This window comes from Streptomyces sp. NPDC053673 (assembly GCF_055585225.1).
The window spans coordinates 1-23,307 of record NZ_JBVJKN010000030.1 but is presented as its reverse complement, the minus strand read 5'-3'; the positions used below and the strand labels follow the sequence as shown (position 1 = coordinate 23,307).

Genomic DNA, 23,307 nt, shown 5'->3' with positions numbered 1-23,307 from the left:
CGGCCGCCCGAGCCGGGTCAGGGCCGCAACGCGGCCCGTACCGCCGCCTCCGCGTGCAGCCGGGTCGTCGGAAAGACCGGAACGGGGCTGTCCTCCGGCCGGATCAGCAGCTCGATCTCGGTGCAGCCGAGGATGACACCCTCGGCGCCGCGCTCCACCAGCTCGCCGATGACACGCTGGTAGGCGCGCCGCGACTCCTCCCGCACGACCCCCAGGCACAGTTCCTCGTAGATCACCCGGTGCACCTCGGCCCGTCCGTCGGCCTCCGGCACGAGCACATCCAGGCCGTGCCCGGCGAGCCGGTCACGGTAGAAGTCCTGCTCCATGGTGAAGGCGGTGCCGAGCAGGCCCACCTTTGCGGCACCGGCAGCCTTCACGGCCTCTGCCGTGGCATCACCCAGGTGCAGCAGCGGTACGGGGACGGCGGCGGCGACCTGGTCGGCGACCTTGTGCATCGTGTTGGTGCAGATGAGCAGGAAGTCCGCACCGGCGGCCGCCAGTCCGCGGGCGGCCCCGGCGAGGATCTCCCCGGCCTTCTCCCACTCACCCGCGACCTGTAGCTGTTCGATCTCCGCAAAGTCGACCGAGTGCAATACGCACTTGGCGGAGTGCAGGCCCCCGGCCTGCTCGCGTACGAGCACGTTGAGGAGGCGGTAGTACTCGGCGCTGGACTCCCAGCTCATGCCGCCGATCAGGCCGATGGTCTTCATCCGTTCACGCTCTCATGCCCGCGCAACCCGTTTTTCCGGCTCCCGTTCCGCCGGGCGTCTGCTCCGGACGGGTGCTTCTGCCGGTGATCTTGGTGAATTCCGGGTGACCCGATCCCGAGGACGTCCTGGGGAGGGTCGCCTCGGTGCCATCGTCTGCGGGCGAACAGCACATTCGCGCCGGTCGCTGGACCGGAAGGAGAGGGATGAGCACAGCCAGAGAGGGGGGCGCATGCTGAACAACCGCAGGCAACGGCGTGCCCTCACCATTGTCAGCAGCATTCTCCTCGTACTGCAGGCGCTTGTCGTCGCCGGACCCGCCCCCGCGTGGGCAGGTCAGGACCAAGCACTCGAAACCGGCTTCGAGCCGCACAACGCCACGGCCAATCCCCGGAGGCCCTCGCAGGTCGCCGTCATGCGGGGATGCACGGTCCGCATCGACAACAACTTCGGCAAGGACGGCTTCCCGATCACGCGGACGTCGACCCTCCCGTGCTCCGGCGACCCGTCCCTCGCCTTCGACTCGCAGGGGCGCCTGTTCGTCACCCATCTCTCGTCCAGCTTCAACACCACCCCCAACCGCTTCGGAGTGGGGGTCGGCCGGATCAACGACCTGACGACGACGGGGAACCAGACCTTCACCCCCGTCCAGGTGAGCGCGAACAGCCCGAACAACCAGGACAAGCAGTGGCTGGTGGCCGACGCCAACCCCACCAGCCCCTACCGGGACAACCTGTACGTCGTCTGGTCGGACCTCGGCGTCCCGTGGCAGATCCAGTTCTCGCGCTCCGAGAACGGCGGAGTCACCTGGTCGACCCCGCAAGTCCTCTCCACGGCCGGAGACGGGGACTCCTGGCCCTCCCACGCGGCCGTCGGTCCGAACGGCGATCTCTACGTCGCCTATCACGCCAACATCTGCGTCGAGGGGACGGACGGAGCGCCCGGGGCGGGCACCGTAGAGCTCCTCCGCGACGGCTCCGGCGGGGCCGATTTCGCGGCCGGCACCGTCCCGCAGAGGACCATGCCCCCGCCGTTCGGGCTCGGACAGGCGAGTGTCTCCTGCAACGTGCAGGACAACTCGGGCGGTGAGATCCCAGGGACCGACTTCTGGCTCCAGGGATCGATGCAGCCCTGGGTGCTGCCGGACCCGGCCCGGCCCGGCGACGTCTACGTCGTCGCCAACGACGACCCCAACGACAACTTCGGCAACGGCGACGACGGTGACGTCCGCATCGCTCGCTCCACGGACAACGGCGTCTCCTTCGGCACGCCCACCAGGGTCGACCACGGGCCGGGCCAGACCCTCGCGGTGATGCCCACCGCGCACATCGACCAGGACGGGAACATCGTCGTCCACTGGTACGACACCCGCAGCGGCGACACAAACGGCGGCACCGGGCCGAACGGGAACGACAATTTCCTGCTCGAGCTCTACGGCACGGCGAGCCGGGACGGCGGAGTGACCTGGTCGCAGGACTTCAGGATCAGCGACGCCCCGTTCGACCCCGATCTGAACGCCCGGTGCCGCTTCGGGCCGACCTGCACCGACCGGCCGGCCGACCCCGAACAGACCCTGCGCATCGGCGAGTACAACGGCGTGTGGACAGTCGACGGGATCGGCTACGCGACCTGGACCGGCAACGCCACCCCGCCGGCGGGCGGCAACCCGGCCGCCGGGAACCAGACCACGTACTACGACACGTTCTCGGTGCTCGGAGCCTTTCCCGACACGTTCGAACCGAACGAGTCCATCGACACGGCCGTCGCCGCCGCGCTCGGCTCGGACGACCGGTTCAACCAGGGCCGGCTCAGCCTGCACAGCGCGACCGACGTCGACTTCTTCCGGGTCGTGCCCCGCCACACCGGGCACCTGACCGCGGGCATCGCCTTCAACGAGGTGATCTCCGGGCTCCAGGTCCGCGCGTACGACAAGTTCGGCAACAAGGTCTCCACCGGCGCGGTCGGGACGATCAGGCCAGGCAGCTCGACCAGCGGGCTCGCGATCCCGGTCGTCAAGGACGAGCCGTACTTCATCGTTGTCAGCGACAGCGGCATCACCGACCCGACCGAGCCGGGTGACGCATCGCCGACCGACCCGCCGCAGGCGACCTACGACCTGACCGTCGTCAACCGCGAGGCCCCCGAGCCCTTCGGCCTCGACCTCAAGCGCGAGTCCGACTCGGGCCGGTTCGACAATGACGACGTCACCAGGATCACCGGGCCGGAGCTCTTGCTCCGGGTCGACGACGCGGACCTGCGGGCCGCGAACATTCCGCTGTCGCCGGAGAACGGCACGTCCACCCTCGTGGACGACGCCCCCGGCTTCAAGGTGGCCGTGGAACGCGACGGCTTGCGCGTCGGCTTCGCACAGCCCGTGGGCCCGGTCACCAAGCCGGGGCTGTACGAAATCGACCTGGACCCCGTCCTGACGGAGGGGGAGAACCTGATCACCGCCGAGGTGATCATTGTCGACCCGTCCGACGACCCGGCCGTCCCCGGCACCGCCCACGTCGTCGGCTCGGGCCCGGAGAGCGCCCACCGGCTGGCGATCACACTCGACACGGCCGCCCCGGCCGCCCCGGCCGCCGCCCCCGACCTGCTGTCGTCCAGCGACACCGGCGGCAACAGCATCGACAACATCACGACCATCACCGAGCCCGCCTTCCAGGGCTCGCCGGTCGAGCCGAACGCACTGGTGCGGCTGACGGCCGACCCGCCGTCCGCCACCGGGCCCACCGTGGTCGGGAAGGACACCGTCACCTCGGCCGGTGAGTACGAGGTCGTCAGCGATCCGCTCGACGACGGAACGTACGACTTCGCCGTGCGGCTCGAAGACCTCGCGGGCAACGTGAGCGCCCCGTCACCGTCCCTCGCGGCGACCATCGCCAACCAGTCGCTCACGCTCACGGGCGCCACGGCCGACCTGGTCGTCGACGTCGACCAGAACACCGTGACCGGCTACCCGGGCATCCCCGGCGGCTTCGTCGGCATCCGCGGTATCCCCGTGGTGAACCTCGACGCGGCCGGCCACGAGGTCGCCATCCAGGGCGGCGCGGGCGACGAGTCGCTGACGTTCACCCCGACCAGCGCCGACAGCGGGCGGCTGACCCGGGCCGACTCCGCGCAGGTGATCAACTTCACCGGAGTCACGGGCGACGTGTCGGTCACCCCCGACGGCGGCGACGACGAGGTCACCATCGTCGGCACCACCGGGGCCGACTCGGTCTTCGGCACCGTGGACCTGCTGACCCTGCTCCGGGTCCAGGGCCTGCTGGGCCTGGAGATCACCACCGGGCAGGCCGAGCGGATCGGCGTCAGCGCGCGCGGCGGCCGGGACACGGTGGACATCACCGCCATGGACACGATCAGCGCCCTGCTGTCCGTCAACTCGGGTCCCCCGGCCACGGCCGCACCGCCGCAGGGCGACACCCTGATCGTCCGCGGCGGTTCGCCCAAGGACCAGCTGTCCAACGCCCCTGGCGGCCCGAACTCCGGCGAGGGCTCGGCCTTCGTCCGCTACCCACACACGACCGGAACCGAGACGCGCATCGACTACACCGAGACTGAGCGCGTGATCCTCGACCACTCGTAGAACGCGGAGGCGAACACACCGCGGCGCCCTTCCCCGGAAGCACCGGAGAAAGGGCGCCGTCGCGTTGTCAGAGGTGTTCTGCGGGGCTTTGCCGGGAACCTAGGCCACCGTGATCCCCCGCCGCCACACCTTCGTGACCAGCGGGACCCCCGGGCGGTACGCGAGGTGGACGTGCGACGGGGCGTCGAGGAGCGCGAGGTCGGCACGGGCACCCTGGGTGAGGCGGCCGATGTCGGTGCGGCGGAGGGCCGCCGCACCGCCGGCCGTGGCGGACCAGAGGGCCTCGTCCGGGGTCATCCCCATGTCGCGTACCGCCAGCGCGATGCAGAACAGTACGGAGGAGGTGAAGGACGAGCCCGGGTTGCAGTCCGTGGAGAGCGCGACGGTCACACCCGCGTCGAGGAGGCGGCGGGCGTCGGGCCACTGGGCGCGGGTGGAGAACTCGGCGCCGGGGAGCAGGGTCGCGACCGTGTTGCCGCTCGCGAGGGCGTCGACGTCCTCCTGCGTGAGGTGGGTGCAGTGGTCGGCGGATGCCGCGTCCAGTTCGACGGCGAGCTGGATACCGGGGCCATAGGTGAGCTGGTTGGCGTGGACGCGCGGCATGAGCCCCTTCGCCATGCCGGCGGTGAGGATCTCGCGCGCCTGGTCCCCGTCGAAGGCGCCCTTCTCGCAGAAGACGTCGACCCAGCGGGCATGGGGCGCGCAGGCATCGAGCATCTCGCCGGTGACGAGCGCGACGTAGGCCGCCGGGTCGTCGGCGTGGTCCGGCGACACGACGTGCGCGCCGAGGTAGGTGACCTCCTCGGTGTGCCGGGCGGCGATCCGGAGGGCCCGCTCCTCGTCGTGCGTGGTCAGCCCGTATCCGGACTTGGTCTCGAAGGTCGTGGTGCCCTGCCGGAGGGCCTCGTCCAGGTAGCGGACGAGGTTGGCTTCGAGCTCGGCATCCGTGGCGGCGCGGGTGGCGGCGACGGTGGTCCGGATGCCGCCCGCGGAGTAGGCGCGGCCGGACATGCGGGCGTTGAACTCCTGGGTGCGGTCACCGGCGAAGACCAGGTGCGAGTGGGAGTCGACGAACCCGGGGATCACGGCCCGGCCGTCCGCGTCGTACGACTCGTCGGCGGCGGGCGCGTCGGCGGCGGGGCCGGTCCAGGCGACGGTTTCGCCGTCGAGGACGACGGCGGCGTTCTCGATCAGGCCGAGGGGGCCCTCACCGACGGCGGAGTCGTTGGTGACGAGGGAGCCGATGTTCGTGATGACGGTGCTGGTCATGGTTCCTCTCCGTGGGGTTCCGTCCCCCTACGGCCAGGGGCAGACCTTGACGCCCTCATGCTGTCACAAGGGGATCCGGCGGCCGCCTGCCAGCCCCTCCGGCCCCAGAGAGGGCCGGGCGCATACCGGGAACGCGATCAGCAGGACTTCCGCGTCAGGCGCTGCGGTGGTCGCGTCCCCATCGCCGTCGGCTTGTCTGCTCCTTCCCGGGACGACGCGGCTCGGCGTCAGTACGTGAACGCGAGGCCGTGCGTGCGGGCCAGCTCACCCGAGACGTGGCCGGCGTGGATGACCACCGGGTTGCCGTAGGTGTTCTTGACCTTCAGGGACACGCGGAACTGGCTGCACCCACCGAGGTCGGCGGTGGTCAGGTACCGCGTGTTGGTGGCCGTCTGGTGGTGCTTGTCGTTGTTGATGTCCCACTTGGCCACCGGGCTCTTGAGCGGTGCCCCGCACAGGGCCCCGTCAGGGTTCTGCGGCTGCGCCTCCACCCAGGTCTCGACGGTCGTGCCGTTGTAGGCGGTCGAACCGCCCGGGCAGATGCTGGAACCGGCCGCGCACGTGGTCAGCGCGGCGTCCTGCACGACGGCGACCCGGTCGGCCCCCGTCGGCGTGATCGTGTATCCGAGGGTCGTGGCGGTGGTGCCCGCGCTCACCACCCGCTCACTCTGCGAGGGCAGAGTCCAGCGTGCGGCGTACGGGTAGGGGGCGCGGGCGAGTTCCGCACCCGCGGCGATGCGCATCGTCGCCGTCTTGCCCTCGTCGATGATGCTGGAGTAGCTGGTGACCGACAGCTTGCACGTGTAGGAGCCCTGTGTGGGCGCGACGAACTGCCATCGCACGGACGGCGACAGGGACGTCTCGTCCTGCGGCACGAGGTTGGCCGCCCAGTACGTCCCTGCCTCCGTACCGGTGGGCAGAGCCGTGCCATCGGCGTAGGCGCAGCGGATGGCGAGCGTGTTGCCGATGTTGTCGTGCGCGGCCAGCTGCGTGAGGCTGGAGATCGTGACGTTGCGGGACCACAGGTACGAACGCTCCCCGGCCTCCGCCGTGAACGAGATCTCGGTCCCGGGGATGTCCCGGTACGGATCGGCCCTGCGGGTCACCTCGTAGTCGAACGCCGTCGTCGACGCCGCCGACGCCGGAGTGGCGGTGCCGAGCAGACCGCCGAGCGCGAGCACGGACACGAAAGCCGCGCCGAGCCGATTCCTGAGACGCATATGAGCTCCCCCTACGGACACGTCGATCATCAGCGGCGTAGAACGTACCAGGGCGAACGGGGGCCGCACGGTCCCGCCCCTCGCGGAGCGGACAACGAGGGGCCGCCACCCAGAACGGCGCGGCCCACCGGAGAACTCCGCGCCACATGGAATCCCCGATGGGCTCTTCGTCTCCTGGCTCGGCCGCCCCGAGCCGGGCACGGACGCCGCCGGGTGTCGCAGAGGTCTTGTCTGCTCCTTCTCGGGGTAACGCGGCCGACTCGTCCGAATGGCCCCACCCCACCGGCATTCAGCAGGCGCAAGCAGGCGGTGATGCCTACCGTCGCCAGAGGGCAACAGCTGATGTGATTCGGGCAGAGGCGCAAGGGCCGCAAGGGCCGCAAGGGCCGCAAGGAGACGTGACATGGCGGAGCATCAACTGCGGGCTCGCAGTGCGAGAAGACGGCTGGGCCGCACCGCCGGGGCCTGGGTGCTCGCAGCGGGGTTCGCCTTCGTGAGCTGCCCGCCCCCCGTCGCGGCGAATCCGCGACCGGACCGGCCGCAGCTGTGCGCGACGGAGCCCGCTCCCCCGACCGGCAGTGCGACCACCCCGCCGCCGATCACTTCGGGCCCCGACGTATGGAGCTTCGTCTCCGAGCCGGGCCTTCACCCCCAGCGGGTGACGGTGACTGCGCACGAGCCCGGGACGGCTCGCGGCAAGATCTTCGTCGGCCCTTATGCCATCGGCACCGCGGTGGTCGGCCAGACGGGGGCACTGATCTCCGGCAACTCCGGCGATCCGGTCTGGTTCCGCCCCCTGCCCTCCCCCGATCTCCAGAACGCGGACTTCAAGGTTCAGACCTATCACCATCCCAGGACCGGAAAGACGCAGCCGGTGCTGACCTGGTGGCAGGGATCCATCGCCATTCCGCCCACCTATACGAACCTGCCGGGCGGCGCTCCCGAACCGGGCGGGTGCTACTACGTCTACGACAGTCACTACCGCCTGATCACCACGGTCTCCGCACATCACGGCTTCAATGCGGACGAGCACGAATTCCTCCTGACCCGCAGGGGGACCGCACTGTTCATCGGGACCAAGGCGGTCCCCATGGACCTCACCCCCTACGGGGGCCCGAAGAACGGGGCCATCCTGGACAGCGAGATCCAGGAGGTCGACCTCGAAACGGGGAAGCTCGTCTTCTCATGGGACCTGCTGGACCACCTGGACCCCGCCGATTCCGAAGTGCCGGCCTCCGACGCGGCGACGTCGGGCGGGGTGTGGGACGCCTACCACCTGAACTCGATCGACGAGGGCCCCAAAGGGGAGCTGCTGATCTCGGTCCGGAACTTCTGGGCGATCTTCGACATCTCCAGGAAGACCGGGAAGATCCGCTGGCAGCTCGGCGGCAAGAAGAGCGACTTCGCCTTCGGCCCCAACGCGGACTTCTACTGGCAGCACGACGCGCGGTTCGGGCCGGACGACAAGATCAGCCTGTTCGACGACGGCTGCTGCAACCAGCCCGACGGCACACCCGAACAGGAGTCCCACGGCCTGGTGCTGGACCTGGACTTCGACGACCACCGCGCGACCGCCGCACGGACCTACTACCACCGGCCACCGCTGTTCTCGGCGTCCCAGGGGAACACCCAGGCCCTGGCCAACGGCAACAAGTTCATCGGATGGGGCCAGAGCTCGTACTACTCGGAATACGCCAACGCGGGCAACACGGAGGGCAACGGCTCGCAGAACCTGCTCTACGACGCGGAGTTGCCGGGCTCGAACATTTCGTACCGGTCCTTCCGGAACAAGTGGGTCGGCAAGCCCCACTACCCGCCGAGCGCAGCGGCGAAGACCGGCAACGGGAACAACGTCGTCTACGCCTCCTGGAACGGTTCGACGCAGACCAGAGCGTGGCGGGTGCTCGCAGGACCGGACCCCGATTCCCTGTCGGTGGTCGTGCGACACGCCGAACGGACCGGTTTCGAGACGGCGATCCCGACGGACGATGCGGGACCGTACTTCCAGGTCAAGGCGTTGAACGAAAAGGGTCACGTGCTCAAGTCCTCCGACGTCGTGACCCTGTCCCGCTGAAGGCTGCCCCATGACCGAGCCCATGACGGAACCACGTCCCGATCCCGGCCGCCGGACCCACCTGGGAATGCGGCCGGGCGAACTCGACGGCAAATGGTTCGCGAAGTACTGGAACCCGGTGATGGCTCCGCTGCCGGAGCACATCAAGGAAGCGATCGATCTCGGTCCGCAGGCGCCCCCGTTGTGTCTGAGCCTGGACGACGCGGGAACACTGAGCGAGCCCGGCTATCAGGAGCTTGAGAACGGATACAGCCTCTTCGACGACGGCTCCATGCACATCGCCACACTGACTCATATGCCGGGGGTTTCCCCGGACATGGTGGACTGGTGGTTCTGGTGGCACGCCACGGAGACCGAGCGGTACAAGCTGTGGTATCCGCGTGCTCACCTGTACGCGGAATGGTCCGATGGAGCAGGGGACCAGAGCGCTCCCTACCGTGAGAGGTACGTCGGCGGCACATCGTTCGTCGATGAGTACGTCGGGAATGTGCTCGGCGAGCTCGCAATCAGTTTTGTCCGTCCCAGCAGTCTGGGATTCAGCGAGGACAAGCTCGACCCGGAGAAGGCAACCGCGATCTGCGGCAGGGTCGGCTTCTCTCATGTCCCGCTCGACTGGGGCTATCTGCTCCATCATGTGCGCCGGGTGAACGGTGGCGCCGAGATGCGCTCGCGCTTCTGGATGGGCGGGAAGTACGTAGCCCCCCGTGGAGAAGCCTCCCTGACCGGTGAACTCGAAACGGTCGCGGAAGGGGTGAGGCATCTCGGAGACGACCAGGCCCGCGCCATGGTCGTGCACTGCTCGCAGGAGATGAACCACCTCGCCGCGTTTCTCCCGGACATTTTCGACGAGTTCAAACGCAGTGAACAGGTGTGAGCAGGTGTGAACAGGCCGGACGTCCTGCCCGGAGATTCGGGCGACGGGCGGCCGCCTCGGCATATGCGCGGTGCGTGAACACCCGGCGAAGGGAGCGGACATGGCGAACCATATCGAGGGCAGGGTGCTGCGGCGCGGTGACTACCGCTACGAGAGCCTGCGCCGCCAGGCCTGCTGGCACTCGGGGGTCCCGGACCGCTACCCCGAGGTGATCGTGCTGGCGAACGACGAGGACGACGTCGTCGGAGCGGTGAAGCTGGCCAGGGAGGAAGACCTGCGGCTGGCGGTGCGTTCCGGTGGCCACAGCTGGTCCGGTTCGCACCTGCGCGACGGCACGGTACTGATCGACCTGTCGAACCTGCGCCATGTGGCCGTCGACAGGGAGGCAATGACCGGCACCGCCCAGCCCGGTATCAGAGGGTCTGAGCTCAACTCGATGCTGGCGGAGAAGGACCTGTTCTTTCCCACGGGTCACTGCACGGGCGTCTCCATCGGCGGTTACCTGCTTCAGGGCGGATTCGCCTGGGCCGGACGGGACTACGGTCCGGCCTGCATGTCGGTGACCGGCATCGACGCGGTCACCGCCGACGGCGAGCGGATCCACGCCGACGAGACCCGGAACGCCGACCTGCTCTGGGCCGCACGAGGCGCCGGCCCCGGTTTCTTCGCCGTCGTCACCCGCTTCTACGTCAAGCTCTACCCGCGCAGGCGGGTCACGATGAACAGCGGCTACTTCTGGCCCGCCTCGGCCGCGCGGGACGTCTACGGCTTCGTGCACGAGATCGGCCGCCGGACGCCCACAGAGATCAATCTCATGTGCAACCGCGACCCGATGACCAACGACGAGCCGCTCATTTCCCTCAACGCCACCGCCTTCACCGACACCGAGGAGGAGGCCAGGGAGCAGCTGTCGGTCTTCGAGTCCTGCCCGGCACGCGCTCAGGTGCTCACCACGCGGCTCAACGAGGTGACCGACACCGGCACCCTGAGCCGGCTCGGCACCGATCCGCACTACGACGAGACCAAGCGCTATCTGGCCGACAACATGTGGACCCACGCCTCCTTCGACGACCTCTGGCCCAACTTCCAGGCCATGCTGGAGTCCTGGCCTCCGGCGCCCTCGCACATGGTGCTCTACAACTGGGGAGGGTACGAGGGACAGCCCGAACGCCCGCCGATGGCCTACTCGGTGGAGGACGAGCTGTACTACGGGCTGTACGCGGCCTGGACCGATCCGGCCGACAACCGGAAGTACACGGACTGGGTGACCGACCACATGCGAGCCTGGGAGCCGTACGCCAGCGGCATCCAACTGGCCGACGAGAACCTGGTCAACCGCCCCTACCGCTTCATGAGCGACGAGAACCTCCGACGCCTCGACGATCTCCGCGCCACCTGGGATCCCGATGGGCTCTTCGTCTCCTGGCTCGGCCGCCCCGAACCGGGCACGGGTGCCGCGGGGATGTCGTCGCAGTAAGCCCCCGGTGACCGCCGCCGCCCCGCAGCACGCGGACGTGCGGATGTAGGGTCGGGCGCATGCCAGGACCGCGATCGGCAGTACGTCTGCGTCAGGCCCTGCGATGGTCGCGCCGGATCCTCGCCTGTGCCGTCAGCCTCTGCGCGCTGGTGGGAGTCGTGCGCCTGATCGCTCCCGCCACCGCCGCTACGGCGAGCGATGAACCCCCAGGCGTCCAACGACAGTTGACCTTCCTACGGGCGGCCCTGGACGAGGGCGCCGCCGACGAGGCGCAGGGGATGTTCCCGGAGGGCTACTTCTTCCTGCATGCGCTGTACGGCCTGACCTGGGTCGAGATCGGCATGCGCGCACCGGCCGGGGAACGGTCCGAGGCGCTGCGGGAGGCGCGGTGGGCGCTGGAGCGGCTGGACTCGCCGTCCGGCCGCGCCCCGTTCAGCGCGGACCTCGTCCCGTCGTACGGCGTCTTCTACCGCGGCTGGTCCAACTGGCTGCGCGGCGGGGTGCTCAGCCTGCAACCGGCCGCGCACCGCGACCCGGCCGAGGTACGCCGGTTCGCGGACGACTCGGCCGCGCTCGGTGCGGCGTTCGACGCGTCGGCCTCGAAGACGCCGTATCTGGCCGCGTATCCGGGCCAGGCGTGGCCGGTGGACTCCACGGTGGCGATGGCGTCGCTGCGGCTGCACGACAGGCTGCTGCCGCCCCGGTTCGCCGGAACGGCCGACCGCTGGCTCCGGGGCGTACGCGAACGGCTCGACCCCCGTACGGGACTGCTCCCGCATCGCGTCGACCCGGACAGCGGCGCCCCGGCCGAGGTGGCCAGGGCCACCTCGCAGAGCATGATCCAGCGCTTCCTCGTCGACATCGACCCCACCTTCGCCCGTGAGCAGTACCTGGGCTTCCGCGAGCGGTACGTCGACTCGCCCCTCGGCCTCGGACCCGCCGTACGGGAATACCCGGACGGCATGGACGGCCCGGCCGACGTCGACTCCGGCCCGCTGCCGCTTGGCATCAGCCTGTCGGCCTCCGTGGTCACCGCGGGCGCGGCCCAGGTGCACGGCGACGCCGCGCTGGCGGAAGGGCTGACGAACTTCAGCGAGCTGCTGGGCGTGCCGGTCGACACCCCGTGGACGAAGCGGTACGCCTTCGGGCTGATACCGATCGGCGACGCGTTCCTGGCGTGGTCGAAGACCGCGCGCCCGTGGGTTGCGGACGCGCCGACCCCGCCACCGGCGAGCCTCTCGTGGTGGTGGCGGCTGCCGCTGCTGTCGGTGCTGGTCGTACTGGGCGCGGCGCCGTGGGTGCGGGCGCTGGTGCGGCGCTATCGGGCGTGGCGCGCTTCGGGGGCTTCGGGGGCTTCGGGGGCTTCGGAGGCGTACGGCAGGAAGCCGGACCAGGCGGTGGGACCGAAGGTGAGCTGAGGGCCGTGGGGGTTCTTGGAATCGCGGACGTGGATGGTGGGGCAGGAGGGGCTGGAGGCGACCTCGACACAGTCGTCACCTTCGCTGCTGTCACTGAAGCTGCTCTTGATCCAGGCGACCTCGACGCAGTCCCCCTCGCTACCGCTGTCGCTGTAGCTGCTCTTGAACCACTCCAGGCGGAAACTGTCCCCGGCAGAGGGCTTGAGGGTCATGTCTCTCCCAGCACTTGCTCGATGAAGGCCAGCGACTCCCGCGGCGTGAGAGCCTGAGCCCGGATTGATCCATACCGCAGCTCAAGGATACGAAGCTGCCTCGGATCGGATACCGGGCGACCGTTGAACACGCCCTCGGAGCGCCCTACCGCCGACCCGTCCGCGAACTTCAGCAACTTGATCGCACCGTCGATTCCGGCATGCTCCTCGCGGTCGGTCGGCATCACCTGGATCTCGACGTACCGCAACTGACCCACCTCCAAGAGGCGTTCGAGCTGTTGGCGGAGCACCATTCTGCCCCCGATCGGGCGGCGAAGCGTCACCTCTTCCTGGACAAAGGTCAGCTCGGGGGCTGGCAACCGCTCGAAGATCGACTGCCGGGCCATCCGCGCCTCCACCATCCGCTCCACCTCGTGCGGCGAGTACGCAGGCCGTCGCATCTCGAACAGCGCCCGCGCGTACTCCCTCGTCTGAAGTAAGCCGTGGGTGCTCTGGCTGTCGTACGCCCCGATTTCGACCGCCTTCGCCTCCAGCTTCGCCAGCTCCCGCACCTTCTTCGGGTACCGCGCCTCCGCCAGCATCTTCTTCATCGCGGTGATCTTCCCGCCCGCGCCCAGCACCTGGTCCACCGTCTCCAGATACTCCGGCCGGGGAATCCGCGCCCCGCGCTCCACCTTGCGGATCAGGTCCTCGCTGTAGCCGATTCGCTGCCCGAACTCCGCGACCCGCAGCCCCGCGCTCTCCCGCCAGAGCCGGAGCTGGCCGCCCGCCATCTCCACCACCGGCGCGATCTCGTCGTCCGGATCGACGTCCCAGCCGGGCTCGTCCACCCCGCCGGTCGCATCCGTCGTCACACCGTCCATCCCGCACCCCACCCGCCCTTGACGCGCTGACCGTGTCCAACGCCCGCCGTACCCACCCGTCACGCAATACAGCCGGGACAAGACCGGACAACACCGAGACAGTCACGGTACGTATGGGCTGCATCACTGTTCAGCGTAAGCACACCTGGCCACGCTGAGTGACATGAACCAGCGGATCAGTCAACCTCTCGCCACCTCGGCGCAGTTCAGCATCAGGCTCTCCTCCACCCGCCGCGGCGCCCGCCTCGCCCGCCTCCTCGCCGCCGAGCAGCTGCGCTCCTGGGGCGTGACCGGCGTGACCTCGGACGCGGCCGTCCACGTCATCGCCGAACTGGCCGCCAACGCCGCGCTGCACGGCCGTGTCTCCGGCCGCGATTTCCGCCTGAGGCTGGCGGCGACGCCCGGCACTCTCCGTATCGAGGTGACGGACACACGCGGTGACCGCCTGCCCGTCCTTCAACCATCCGCACCCGACCGTGAGTCGGGCCGCGGCCTGCTCCTCGTGGAGACGCTCGCCGACCGCTGGGGTATCCGTTCCGGCCCGGTGCCGTGCAAGACGGTGTGGGCGGAGATCGACCTTCACGTCGCCTCCGGCCGCTCGTTCCATGACGACGAGGTCGAACACTCAAGCTCGGCATCCTCCGACGGGGCTCGCGGAGCCGTCCAGCCCTACAGGCTCTCAGCGCCACTCGGCTGATCGCAGCACGGCGATTCGCTGTGCGACGTGCAGGTACTCCTGGGTTCAGTCACTCACGCGGCGGCAAGGATGCGGCCGATCTCGGCGGCGGCGGCACGTCGGGCGGCGCGGTCGTCAGAGGTGGCGACGATGTGTTCACACTCGCGGAGTCGACCGGCGCGGGCGGGCCAGCGTGTAACGGCGACCCAGGCCCACCAATGCTCAGTGAAATGACGTCCAGGGAGAAGGCTGTATTCATCACGGGCCCGGTCCATGGCGGCGGCCCAGTCGGCATCGAAGCGCGGGAGGGCATCAGGGTCGAGTCGCGCGACGGCACCACGCAGAGCTGCTGGGGTCTTCGCGGGCATGCGGATGAGCGGTTCGCCGGTCGGCTCAGCGGGCTGCGCGGTCATGTCGGGCTCCTGGGAGGGGAAGTGGCTCGGTCAGGCGGCGTCGGCCACGGAGCGGGATGCGGTTGCTGCTCGCCGATACGCTGAGCGACCGCTGCAGTGTTCGCTCCGGGCCCGTGCCCTGCAAGACCATATGGCCGAGATCGACGTCGTAGGGCCCGAGTGAACCCGCAATCGGGCTTCGCCGCACCGAAGCCCGGAAACCCGTGTACCGGCGGCTCGGACGCCGAAGGCACAGGCGCCAAAGACCAAAGAACCAGAGGGAAATGACCCGCCTCACCCCACCGCGGTGACCTCAACCCACCGGGTCACTCGCGTGGGTGATCCTGACCCGGAGCGCTGGATTCCGGCGAGATTTTCAGGGCAGGGTCGGCAACGACAACTCCCGCATATGCCACGGCACATGCAACGGCCCCCGGCCGGGACGGGCATCCCGAACGAGGGCCTCACCACCCAGGAAGCGAGACCTTCCCGATGGCTGTCACGCAGCTTAACGCGCCCCCGCGCGCCCAGAAGCCGGTTCGCCCATCGCGCCGCGGTGTGCGGCAGGTGACCGATCCCCACGAGTCCGGCTTCACGATCGTGGGCAACCACCTCGCCCAGCATCGCGGGCTGTCCTGCCTGGCGATCGGGCTCGCCGTCCACATCCAGTCCCTGCGGGACGGCTCTCCCGTGGACATCCGCTCGCTGACGGGGAGGTTCCCGGAGGGCCGCGACCGCTTCGCCGCAGCGCTCCATGAGCTGGAGAAGCACGGCTACCTCGAACGGAGGCGGGAACGACTCGACGACGGCACGTAAACCACGGTCACGTACGCGTTCAACAACCCGGCCGCCACCGCCTCCCGCCGCGCCCGTGAGGCAGCGTCCGAGGCCGCCCACGTCATCAGCCCGGAACCGGCCCCGAAGGCGCCCGCCGCACCGCCCGCACCGGCTCGGACTCAGCCCTCGCCATCGTCGGCGCCCGCGTCCGCGCGCCCGCTCCAGCCCCCGCTTCCCGCGCCTACGGCGCACACCCCGGCGCTGCACCGCACGGCCGCCGACCTGCTCGCCGGCCTGCGCACGCATGAGCCGCGCCTGACGCTGGCCGAGCGGGACGTCAAGCGGCTCGCACCCGCCGTCGCAGCCTGGCTCGAACGGGGCACGCACCCCGACGCCGTACGCCGCGCCCTGACCACCGGCCTGCCACCCGAGCCCCTGCACCACCCGGCCGGCTTCCTGGCTCACCGCCTCACCGCGCTCCTGCCCCCGCCGCTGCCGACGAGCCCGGCATCACCCCGCCCCGATCCGCTCCAGACCTGCGAGACCTGCGACCGTGCCTTCCGTGCCCCGGAGCCGGGCCAGTGTCGCGACTGCCGCCCCGCGGCCACAGACGAGGAACGCGCGCCATGACTGTTGCCGCGGACGACGCATGGCGGGACCCCTCTCGCTACCGGGCGATGCGGGATTCCGTTCAGTCCATGGACGACTCGCTGCCTGGCAAGTTCGAGATCACCAAGGAAGGCATCGTCACGTACCGCCACCGCCCCTCGACGCGGGCGGCAGCAGTGCGTGGAGCGCCGGTTCAGGCGCAGGGGACCACGATCTCGTAGCTGCGCTGCCCCGAGTCGATGGACTTGCTGTCCGTCCAGTACGCCCCGTTCTGGACGAACTTCATGCTGACGGAATACGTGCCGCACTCGGACATGCCGGCGGTGGTAAGGGAGTTCGCCGAGCCTGAACGGGACTGCTGCTTGACCACGGACGTGTCGTAGTCGAACACAAACCCGTTCGCATTGCTCACCGTGCCGTTCGCGCGCCAGTTGGCCGGGTAGTTGCTGCTGGCGTTGTACCAGGCGCCGCCCCAGTAGTAGGTGTTCCTGTCGGTCTCGGCACGGACCTGGGCGTTGTGCGTGGCATCGACGACAAGACACACGCGGACATCGGCGTACGTCCACTTCTCGGCGCCGTAATGCCCCTCCCACGGCGTGCAGTACGTGCCCGCGGCCGGTGCCGTCCCGGCGGCGGACGCCGGGGTGACCTGAGTGAGGGCGGCGGCAAGTGCGGCCATGGTCAGTCCTGTTGCACGCCGGGTGAGACGCCGAATCCGGAGGGTTGACATGGGGGAAGTCCTCTCAAACTGGGCAGATTTGCCTGTGCGGACTCCCCAACGATCTTGGCGGCGTGGAGGTAATGCCCCTTGGGAGTGGCGACTTGGCGGGGACGGTCGAAGCCGCCAAGTCGCACACCCGCTCAGCCCCGCAGCGCCCCGATCGCCTCCGCCAGCGCGGACGGCACGTCCGGCACCAGGGCGTGGGCGCCGTCGCGGACCACATGCCGCCCGGCCACCACCGTGTGCCGTACGTCCGCCGCTGTCGCCGCGAACACCGCCGTCTCCGCCCCCAGCCTCGGCGCCGGCCCCGCCGTCCGGACCGAGTCCAGCGCGACGGTGGTGAAGTCGGCGAGCGCGCCCGCCTCCAGGCGGCCCGCGTCGTCCCAGCCCAGCGCGGCGTGGCCGTCCGCCGACGCGGCGCGCAGCAGGGCCGCCGCCGTCCAGTGGCCGCGGGTCCGCGAGCGCAGGCGTTCGTTGAGCTCCATCGCGCGTGCCTCCTCCAGGAGGTCGATCACCGCGTGGCTGTCGCTGCCCAGTGAGAGCGGGGAGCCCGCGCCCTGGAGCGCGACCGCCGGCCCGATGCCGTCGGCCAGGTCCCGCTCGGTCGTCGGGCACATGCACGTGCCGGTCCCGCTCCCGCCGATCAGGGCGATGTCCTCGTCCGTCAGGTGGGTGTTGTGGACGCCCGTGGTACGCGGGCCGAGCACGCCGTGGTCCGCCAGCAGCCGCGTGGGGGTGCAGCCGTGCGCCGCGAGGCAGGCGTCGTTCTCCGCCGTCTGCTCGGAGAGATGGACATGGAGGGGGGCGTTCCGGGAGGACGCCCACGAGGCCACCGCCGCCAGCTGCGCCGCCGGTACGGCCCGTACGGAGTGGATCGCCGCGCCGATGCGGACCCCGTCCCGCTCCTTGAGCAGTGACACGCGCTCGGCCCAGGCTTCCGCCGTGCCGTCCGAGAAGCGGAGCTGGTGCGGGTTCGGGGGCTCTCCGCTGTGCTTGTTCTTGATGGCGGACGACAGGTACGCCGTGTCGAGCAGCGTGATCCGGATCCCCGCGTCCGCCGCCGCCGCGATCAGCGCCTCACCCATCGCGTTCGGGTCGGCGTAGCGGCCACCCCCGGGCGCGTGGTGCACGTAGTGGAACTCGCCCACCGCCGTGATCCCGGCCAGCGCCATCTCCGCGTACACGGCGCGCGCCAGCGCGTGGTACGAGTCCGGCGTCAGCCGCGACGCGACCTGGTACATGAACTCGCGCCAGGTCCAGAAGGTCCCCGAGCCGACCTGGACGAGCCCGCGCAGGGCCCGGTGGAAAGCGTGCGAGTGGGCGTTCGCGAGGCCGGGGAGCGTGAGGCCGCGCAGCACTTCGGCACCCGGCTCCGGGGTCTCCACCCCGGTCCGGACCGCCGCGATCCGGCCGTCGCGCACGTCGAGCGCCACGCCCGGCTCGACATGCGTGCCGAGCCAGGCGTGTTCCAGCCAGTACGTCGTTACCTGCACGCGAGACCCTCCAGTACGTCGGCGAGCGCGAGAACCCCGGCGACGCAGTCGTCCTCGCCCGCGTACTCGGCCGGGGAGTGCGAGACGCCTGTCGGGTTCCGTACGAACAGCATGGCGGTCGGGATGGACCCGGACAGGATTCCCGCGTCGTGTCCCGCGCCCGTGCCGAGCAGCGGGGCCCGCCCGCCGAGCAGGGCGCCGATCTCGTCCCGCAGGGCGTGGCCGAACTCGACGACGGGCGTGAACGACTCCCGTACGACCGTCAGGTCGACGCCGTCGCGCTGGGCGCGGTCCTTCGCGGCCTGCTCGATCGCGGCGACGACCGTGTCGAGGGCGGCCTGGTCGGCGGCGCGCGAGTCGAGCCAGCCGCGGACGAGGGACGGGATGGCGTTGACGCCGTTCGGTTCGACGGAGATCTTGCCGAACGTGGCGACGGCGCCGGCGAGTTCCGCCTCGCGGCGGGCGGCGAGGACGGTCTCCGCGTACGTCAGCATCGGGTCGCGGCGGTCGACGAGGCGGGTGGTGCCGGCGTGGTTGGCCTCGCCGCGGAAGTCGAACCGCCAGCGGCCGTGCGGCCAGATGGCACTCGCGATGCCGACGGCGTTCCCCGTCAGGTCCAGGGCCCGGCCCTGCTCGACGTGCAGCTCGACGAACGCGCCGATACGGCCGAGTCGCTCGGGGTCCGGGCCTATGGCGTCCGGGTCGTACCCGGCGGCCTCCATGGCCTGCGGGAGGCTGACGCCCTCGGCGTCGCGGAGCTCGTATGCCTTCTCCTTGGTCAGCTGTCCGGCGGTGAGCCGGGAGCCGACGCAGGCGAGACCGAAGCGGGCGCCCTCCTCGTCACCGAAGTTGGTGATCGCGAGTGGGCGCGTGAACTGCACGCCCCGGGAGCGGAGTTCGTCGAGCGCGGCGAACGCGGACACGACCCCGAGAGGGCCGTCGAAGGCCCCGCCGTCGGGCACCGAGTCGAGGTGCGAGCCGGTGACGACCGCGTCGCCGGCCTCCGGGTCGCCGAGCCAGGCCCACTGGTTGCCGTTGCGGTCGACCTCGTAGTTCAGCCGGCGGGCCTCGGCCTGCATCCGGAACCAGAGCCGGCAGTCGGCGTCGGCGCCGGTCCAGGCGTAGCGGCGGTAGCCGCCGGAGGCGTCGCTGCGGCCGACGGGCCGCAGCGACCGCCACATGGCGTGGAAGGACTCGCTCACGCAGAGCCGTCCTCACGCATCGGGACGCGGACGCCCTTGGCCTCGGAGACCGACTCCGCGATGTCGTACCCGGCGTCGACATGCCGGATGACACCCATCCCGGGGTCGTTCGTCAGCACCCGCCGGATCTTCTCGCCCGCCAGCTTCGTGCCGTCCGCCACCGTCACCTGGCCCGCGTGGATCGAGCGGCCCATCCCCACGCCGCCGCCGTGGTGGATCGACACCCACGACGCTCCGGACGCCACGTTGACCATCGCGTTCAGCAGTGGCCAGTCGGCGATCGCGTCGGAGCCGTCGAGCATCGCCTCGGTCTCGCGGTACGGGGAGGCCACCGAACCGCAGTCGAGATGGTCGCGGCCGATGGCGAGCGGAGCCTGCAGCTCGCCACTGGCGACCATGTCGTTGAAGCGCTCACCCGCACGGTCCCGCTCGCCGTAGCCCAGCCAGCAGATACGGGCGGGAAGGCCCTGGAAGTGGACGCGCTCGCCGGCCATCTTGATCCAGCGGGCCAGGGACTCGTTCTCCGGGAAGAGGTCCAGGATCGCGCGGTCGGTCTTCGCGATGTCCGACGCGTCACCCGAGAGCGCCGCCCAGCGGAACGGGCCCTTGCCCTCGCAGAACAGCGGACGGATGTACGCGGGGACGAAGCCGGGGAACGCGAACGCCCGGTCGTAGCCGGCCAGCTGGGCCTCGCCGCGGATCGAGTTCCCGTAGTCGAAGACCTCGGCACCGGCGTCCATGAAGCCGACCATGGCCTCGACGTGCTTCGCCATCGACTCGCGGGCCCGGGTGGTGAACCCGGCCGGGTCCTTCGCCGCGTACGACGCCATGTCGTCGAAGTCGACGCCGAGCGGGAGGTACGACAGCGGGTCGTGGGCGGAGGTCTGGTCCGTCACGATGTCGATCGGGGCGCCCTCGGCGAGCATCCGCGGGAGCAGTTCGGCGGCGTTGCCGAGCAGGCCGATGGAGAGCGGCTTGCGCTGGTCACGGGCCTCGGTGGCGAGCTGGAGGGCGTGCTCCAGGCTGTCGGCCCGCACGTCCAGGTACCGGTGCTCGATACGGCGCTCGATCGCGCGCGGGTCGCAGTCGATACAGATCGCGACGCCGTCGTTCATGGTGACGGCGAGCGGCTGGGCGCCGCCCATTCCGCCCAGACCGGCGGTCAGCGTGATCGTCCCGGCCAGTGTCCCGTCGACCCCTTTACCCATTGAATGCAGCTTGGCCGCGACCGCCGCGAAGGTCTCGTAGGTGCCCTGCAGGATTCCCTGCGTACCGATGTAGATCCAGGAACCGGCGGTCATCTGGCCGTACATCGTGAGACCGAGGGCCTCCAGGCGGCGGAACTCCTCCCAGTTCGCCCAGTCGCCGACCAGGTTCGAGTTGGCGATGAGCACGCGTGGCGCCCACTCGTGGGTCTGCATGACGCCGACCGGGCGGCCGGACTGGACGAGCATCGTCTCGTCCTGCTTCAGCGTCCGCAGCGTGCGCACCATCGCGTCGAAGGAGCGCCAGTCGCGGGCCGCCTTGCCGGTGCCGCCGTAGACGACGAGCTTGTCGGGATGCTCGGCGACCTCCGGGTCGAGGTTGTTCTGGAGCATGCGCAGCGCGGCTTCCTGCTGCCATCCAAGGGCGCTCAGTTCCGTGCCACGCGGTGCCCGTACGGGGCGGGGTCCAGACATGCCGATGCCTCCTCGCGAAGTTGAATCATCTATTCACATCCTGGCGCCCTGAATAATTTCAGTCAACAGGGCGACGGTGCGAAGACGGGTGATTGACTGGCGTCCATGGCTTCAGACCGTCGCGATCAGGCCGTACGCGCGGCCGTAGAGCAAGGTCTCCTCACGGAGGCCGAGCCCGTCACCGCCCTCCTCGACATCGCCGGCATCCGCGCCTCCGCCGCCGCCCTCAAGGCCGCCTTCCAGGAGATCACCACCGCCCCTGTCCTGCATGCCTTCGCCGTGAAGGCCGCCCCGCTGGTGCCCGTGCTGCGGCTGCTGGACTCGGAGGGCATCGGCGCGGAGGTCGCCAGCCCCGGCGAGCTGGCCCTGGTCCGCGCCGCCGGGATGCGGCCCGACCGGATCGTCCTCGACTCCCCCGCCAAGACCCCCGCCGAGCTGCGCGAGGCCCTCGACCTCGGGATCGCCGTCAACGCCGACAACCCGCAGGAGCTCGACCGGATCGACACCCTCGTCAGGTCCGGTCCCACCCGGTCACCGCTCGGCCTGCGGGTCAACGCCCAGATCGGCGCGGGCGCCATCGGAGCGCTGTCGACCGCCACGGCGACGTCGAAGTTCGGGGTGGCGCTGCGCGACGAGGGCGCCCGCGCCTGGGTCGTACGCGCGTATGCCGACCGCCCCTGGCTGACCCGGCTGCACACCCACTCCGGCTCGCAGGGGCTGACCCTTCAGCTGATGACACGGGGCGTACGGGCCGCGTACGACCTCGCCGAGGAGATCAACGCGGCCGCCGGGCGCCGGCAGATCGACACGATCGACATCGGCGGCGGGCTGCCGGTCAACTTCGCGTCCGACGAGGAGACCCCCACCTTCGCCGCGTACGCCCGGCTGCTGCGTGACGAGGTGCCCGGGCTGTTCGACGGGCGGTACGGACTGGTCACCGAGTTCGGCCGCGCGCTGCTCGCCAAGCACGGCACGGTCCTCACCCGCGTCGAGTACGCCAAGAGCGCGGGCGCCCGGCCCATCGCCGTGACCCACGCGGGCGTCCAGATCGCCACCCGTACCGTCTACGACCCCGAGTCGTGGCCGCTGCGGATCGCCGCGTACGACGCGAAGGGCTTGCCCAGGACCGGTCCCGCCGTCGTCCAGGACATCGCCGGGCCGGCCTGCTTCGCGGGCGATCTGCTCGCCGCCGGCCGGGCGCTGCCGCGGCTGGAGCAGGGCGATGTGGTGGCGGTCCTGGACACCGGCGCGTACTACTTCAGCAACCACTACGCGTACAACAGCCTCGCCCGGCCCGGCATCCACGGATTCCACGCCGGCCCGGACGGGGTGCGCTTCGTGACCGTGCGGGCAGCGCAGACCGTGGACGAGATCGTCGCCGAGTCCGGGGGCGCCCTGGCGGACGCGCTGCTGTAGCGGGCGGCCGTCGTACCCCGGTGGTTCCATGGATCCATGGCCAGCAGAAGTGTCGTCGTCGAGCGCCGGATCGCCGCGTCCTCTTGGCGGGTCTGGGAGGCCCTGACGGACCTCAAGGGCGCGGAGCACGTGCTCAGCGGTGTGCAGAAGGTCGAGGTGCTCACGGAGGGCGGGTTCGGTGTCGGCACGCGGTGGCGTGAGACCCGGCGGATGCTGGGCAAGGAGGCCACCGAGGAGATGTACGTGACGGTGAGCGAGCCGCCGGAGCGCTATGTGGCGGAGGCCGACAGCCATGGCGCCCACTATGTGTCCGCGTTCGCGCTGCGGGCCGACGGCCCGGAGACGACGACCGTCCGGATGACGTTCTCGGCCGTGCCGCCGGGAGGCGTGGCGGGGCTTCTCGCCAAGGTGTTCGGCCGCCTGGGTGAGCGGGCCGTGGCCAAGGCGATCGAGCGGGATCTCGCCGACGTCGCCGCGGCGGTGGAGGGCCGCGGCTAGGCCCTGGCCAGGGATCGGGCCCGGCACGATCCCCGGACAGGCCCTAGGGCGTGTTGCGAAAGTAGCGCCGTCCGCCCGGAGGGCGGGGCCCGCGGCGTCTGGTGCGTGCGATCGCAAGGCGGAGGACCATCCTCGTAC

At 70.4% G+C, this 23,307-nt stretch carries 18 protein-coding genes and 2 pseudogenes; 10 read left to right on the top strand and 10 right to left on the bottom strand.

Going from position 1 to position 23,307, the window contains the following annotated elements; all coding sequences use genetic code 11:
- Window positions 1–17: 17 nt before the first annotated feature.
- Window positions 18–710 (bottom strand): aspartate/glutamate racemase family protein, encoded by a 693-nt coding sequence (locus ACZ6ZQ_RS30670; RefSeq protein WP_469771775.1) that lies wholly within the window; start codon window positions 708–710, stop codon window positions 18–20.
- A 229-nt stretch (window positions 711–939) separates the two neighbouring features.
- Here ACZ6ZQ_RS30670 and ACZ6ZQ_RS30665 point away from each other — a divergent pair, with 229 nt between their 5' ends.
- Entirely contained in the window at window positions 940–4,299 is a 3,360-nt protein-coding gene (locus tag ACZ6ZQ_RS30665; RefSeq protein ID WP_469771774.1) for an Ig-like domain-containing protein, read from the top strand.
- A gap of 99 nt (window positions 4,300–4,398) precedes the next feature.
- Here the strand turns inward: ACZ6ZQ_RS30665 and hutI are convergent, their stop codons facing one another.
- On the bottom strand, window positions 4,399–5,568 hold the full coding sequence (gene hutI, locus ACZ6ZQ_RS30660; RefSeq protein ID WP_469771773.1) for an imidazolonepropionase: 1,170 nt from the start codon (window positions 5,566–5,568) through the stop codon (window positions 4,399–4,401).
- Between the two features lie 227 nt (window positions 5,569–5,795).
- The gene (locus ACZ6ZQ_RS30655) at window positions 5,796–6,788 is read right to left on the bottom strand and encodes a hypothetical protein (RefSeq protein ID WP_469771772.1); all 993 of its coding nucleotides are present in this window, start codon (window positions 6,786–6,788) and stop codon (window positions 5,796–5,798) included.
- A 403-nt stretch (window positions 6,789–7,191) separates the two neighbouring features.
- Here ACZ6ZQ_RS30655 and ACZ6ZQ_RS30650 point away from each other — a divergent pair, with 403 nt between their 5' ends.
- The 4 genes from ACZ6ZQ_RS30650 to ACZ6ZQ_RS30635 all read left to right on the top strand — a co-directional run bounded on the left by ACZ6ZQ_RS30650 (window position 7,192) and on the right by ACZ6ZQ_RS30635 (window position 12,631).
- Complete coding sequence (locus ACZ6ZQ_RS30650) at window positions 7,192–8,862, top strand: arylsulfotransferase family protein (protein ID WP_469771771.1); 1,671 nt, start codon at window positions 7,192–7,194, stop codon at window positions 8,860–8,862.
- A 22-nt stretch (window positions 8,863–8,884) separates the two neighbouring features.
- Entirely contained in the window at window positions 8,885–9,736 is an 852-nt protein-coding gene (locus ACZ6ZQ_RS30645; RefSeq protein WP_469771770.1) for a DAPG hydrolase family protein, read from the top strand.
- Between the two features lie 100 nt (window positions 9,737–9,836).
- Entirely contained in the window at window positions 9,837–11,213 is a 1,377-nt protein-coding gene (locus tag ACZ6ZQ_RS30640; RefSeq protein ID WP_469771769.1) for an FAD-binding oxidoreductase, read from the top strand.
- Window positions 11,214–11,272: 59 nt separating this feature from the next.
- Window positions 11,273–12,631 carry a hypothetical protein gene (locus ACZ6ZQ_RS30635; protein WP_469771768.1) on the top strand — a complete coding sequence of 453 codons (1,359 nt, stop codon included), beginning with the start codon at window positions 11,273–11,275 and terminating at the stop codon, window positions 12,629–12,631.
- On the opposite strand, the gene ACZ6ZQ_RS30630 is transcribed toward ACZ6ZQ_RS30635, so the two are convergent.
- The gene (locus tag ACZ6ZQ_RS30630) at window positions 12,532–12,843 is read right to left on the bottom strand and encodes a DUF397 domain-containing protein (RefSeq protein ID WP_469771767.1); all 312 of its coding nucleotides are present in this window, start codon (window positions 12,841–12,843) and stop codon (window positions 12,532–12,534) included. The two genes, ACZ6ZQ_RS30635 and ACZ6ZQ_RS30630, sit on opposite strands and share 100 nt — an antisense overlap.
- Window positions 12,840–13,706: a helix-turn-helix domain-containing protein gene (locus ACZ6ZQ_RS30625; protein WP_469771766.1), complete on the bottom strand. Its 867-nt coding sequence runs from the start codon at window positions 13,704–13,706 to the stop codon at window positions 12,840–12,842. Before ACZ6ZQ_RS30625 ends, ACZ6ZQ_RS30630 begins: the two co-directional genes overlap by 4 nt.
- 163 nt (window positions 13,707–13,869) lie before the next feature.
- Between ACZ6ZQ_RS30625 and ACZ6ZQ_RS30620 the strand changes: the two genes are divergently transcribed.
- Entirely contained in the window at window positions 13,870–14,403 is a 534-nt protein-coding gene (locus tag ACZ6ZQ_RS30620; RefSeq protein WP_469771765.1) for an ATP-binding protein, read from the top strand.
- A 53-nt stretch (window positions 14,404–14,456) separates the two neighbouring features.
- Here ACZ6ZQ_RS30620 and ACZ6ZQ_RS30615 read toward each other — a convergent pair whose 3' ends face one another.
- Entirely contained in the window at window positions 14,457–14,795 is a 339-nt protein-coding gene (locus ACZ6ZQ_RS30615) for a DUF6247 family protein (RefSeq protein WP_469771764.1), read from the bottom strand.
- Window positions 14,796–15,266: 471 nt separating this feature from the next.
- On the opposite strand from ACZ6ZQ_RS30615, the pseudogene ACZ6ZQ_RS30610 reads away from it, so the two are divergent.
- Window positions 15,267–16,181, top strand: a pseudogene (locus ACZ6ZQ_RS30610) (hypothetical protein).
- Window positions 16,097–16,300, top strand: a pseudogene (locus tag ACZ6ZQ_RS30605) (hypothetical protein); the annotation flags it as partial. The pseudogenes ACZ6ZQ_RS30610 and ACZ6ZQ_RS30605, both read left to right, overlap by 85 nt.
- Window positions 16,301–16,353: 53 nt before the next feature.
- Here the strand turns inward: ACZ6ZQ_RS30605 and ACZ6ZQ_RS30600 are convergent.
- The 4 genes from ACZ6ZQ_RS30600 to hutU all read right to left on the bottom strand — a co-directional run bounded on the left by ACZ6ZQ_RS30600 (window position 16,354) and on the right by hutU (window position 21,255).
- Window positions 16,354–16,839: a hypothetical protein gene (locus ACZ6ZQ_RS30600; RefSeq protein WP_469771763.1), complete on the bottom strand. Its 486-nt coding sequence runs from the start codon at window positions 16,837–16,839 to the stop codon at window positions 16,354–16,356.
- A 182-nt stretch (window positions 16,840–17,021) separates the two neighbouring features.
- On the bottom strand, window positions 17,022–18,374 hold the full coding sequence (locus ACZ6ZQ_RS30595) for a formimidoylglutamate deiminase (protein ID WP_469771762.1): 1,353 nt from the start codon (window positions 18,372–18,374) through the stop codon (window positions 17,022–17,024).
- A complete protein-coding gene (locus tag ACZ6ZQ_RS30590; RefSeq protein ID WP_469771761.1) occupies window positions 18,365–19,576 on the bottom strand; it encodes an allantoate amidohydrolase in 1,212 nt (403 codons plus the stop codon). The genes ACZ6ZQ_RS30595 and ACZ6ZQ_RS30590 overlap by 10 nt, the downstream gene beginning before the upstream one ends.
- The gene (gene hutU / locus ACZ6ZQ_RS30585; RefSeq protein WP_469771760.1) at window positions 19,573–21,255 is read right to left on the bottom strand and encodes a urocanate hydratase; all 1,683 of its coding nucleotides are present in this window, start codon (window positions 21,253–21,255) and stop codon (window positions 19,573–19,575) included. The genes ACZ6ZQ_RS30590 and hutU overlap by 4 nt, the downstream gene beginning before the upstream one ends.
- Before the next feature lie 105 nt (window positions 21,256–21,360).
- Between hutU and ACZ6ZQ_RS30580 the strand changes: the two genes are divergently transcribed.
- A complete protein-coding gene (locus ACZ6ZQ_RS30580) occupies window positions 21,361–22,671 on the top strand; it encodes a type III PLP-dependent enzyme domain-containing protein (protein ID WP_469771759.1) in 1,311 nt (436 codons plus the stop codon).
- Window positions 22,672–22,707: 36 nt separating this feature from the next.
- Window positions 22,708–23,169, top strand: a complete 462-nt coding sequence (locus tag ACZ6ZQ_RS30575; RefSeq protein ID WP_469771758.1) for an SRPBCC family protein — start codon at window positions 22,708–22,710, stop codon at window positions 23,167–23,169.
- The last annotated feature ends 138 nt before the right edge of the window (window positions 23,170–23,307 follow it).

Bases quoted from the DNA above. Each gene is read 5' to 3' on its own strand.
- ACZ6ZQ_RS30670 (WP_469771775.1), bottom strand. From the start codon at position 710: ATGAAGACCATCGGCCTGATCGGCGGCATGAGCTGGGAGTCCAGCGCC.
- ACZ6ZQ_RS30665 (WP_469771774.1), top strand. From the start codon at position 940: ATGCTGAACAACCGCAGGCAACGGCGTGCCCTCACCATTGTCAGCAGC.
- hutI (WP_469771773.1), bottom strand. From the start codon at position 5,568: ATGACCAGCACCGTCATCACGAACATCGGCTCCCTCGTCACCAACGAC.
- ACZ6ZQ_RS30655 (WP_469771772.1), bottom strand. From the start codon at position 6,788: ATGCGTCTCAGGAATCGGCTCGGCGCGGCTTTCGTGTCCGTGCTCGCG.
- ACZ6ZQ_RS30650 (WP_469771771.1), top strand. From the start codon at position 7,192: ATGGCGGAGCATCAACTGCGGGCTCGCAGTGCGAGAAGACGGCTGGGC.
- ACZ6ZQ_RS30645 (WP_469771770.1), top strand. From the start codon at position 8,885: ATGACGGAACCACGTCCCGATCCCGGCCGCCGGACCCACCTGGGAATG.
- ACZ6ZQ_RS30640 (WP_469771769.1), top strand. From the start codon at position 9,837: ATGGCGAACCATATCGAGGGCAGGGTGCTGCGGCGCGGTGACTACCGC.
- ACZ6ZQ_RS30635 (WP_469771768.1), top strand. From the start codon at position 11,273: ATGCCAGGACCGCGATCGGCAGTACGTCTGCGTCAGGCCCTGCGATGG.
- ACZ6ZQ_RS30630 (WP_469771767.1), bottom strand. From the start codon at position 12,843: ATGACCCTCAAGCCCTCTGCCGGGGACAGTTTCCGCCTGGAGTGGTTC.
- ACZ6ZQ_RS30625 (WP_469771766.1), bottom strand. From the start codon at position 13,706: ATGGACGGTGTGACGACGGATGCGACCGGCGGGGTGGACGAGCCCGGC.
- ACZ6ZQ_RS30620 (WP_469771765.1), top strand. From the start codon at position 13,870: ATGAACCAGCGGATCAGTCAACCTCTCGCCACCTCGGCGCAGTTCAGC.
- ACZ6ZQ_RS30615 (WP_469771764.1), bottom strand. From the start codon at position 14,795: ATGACCGCGCAGCCCGCTGAGCCGACCGGCGAACCGCTCATCCGCATG.
- ACZ6ZQ_RS30600 (WP_469771763.1), bottom strand. From the start codon at position 16,839: ATGGCCGCACTTGCCGCCGCCCTCACTCAGGTCACCCCGGCGTCCGCC.
- hutU (WP_469771760.1), bottom strand. From the start codon at position 21,255: ATGTCTGGACCCCGCCCCGTACGGGCACCGCGTGGCACGGAACTGAGC.
- ACZ6ZQ_RS30580 (WP_469771759.1), top strand. From the start codon at position 21,361: ATGGCTTCAGACCGTCGCGATCAGGCCGTACGCGCGGCCGTAGAGCAA.
- ACZ6ZQ_RS30575 (WP_469771758.1), top strand. From the start codon at position 22,708: ATGGCCAGCAGAAGTGTCGTCGTCGAGCGCCGGATCGCCGCGTCCTCT.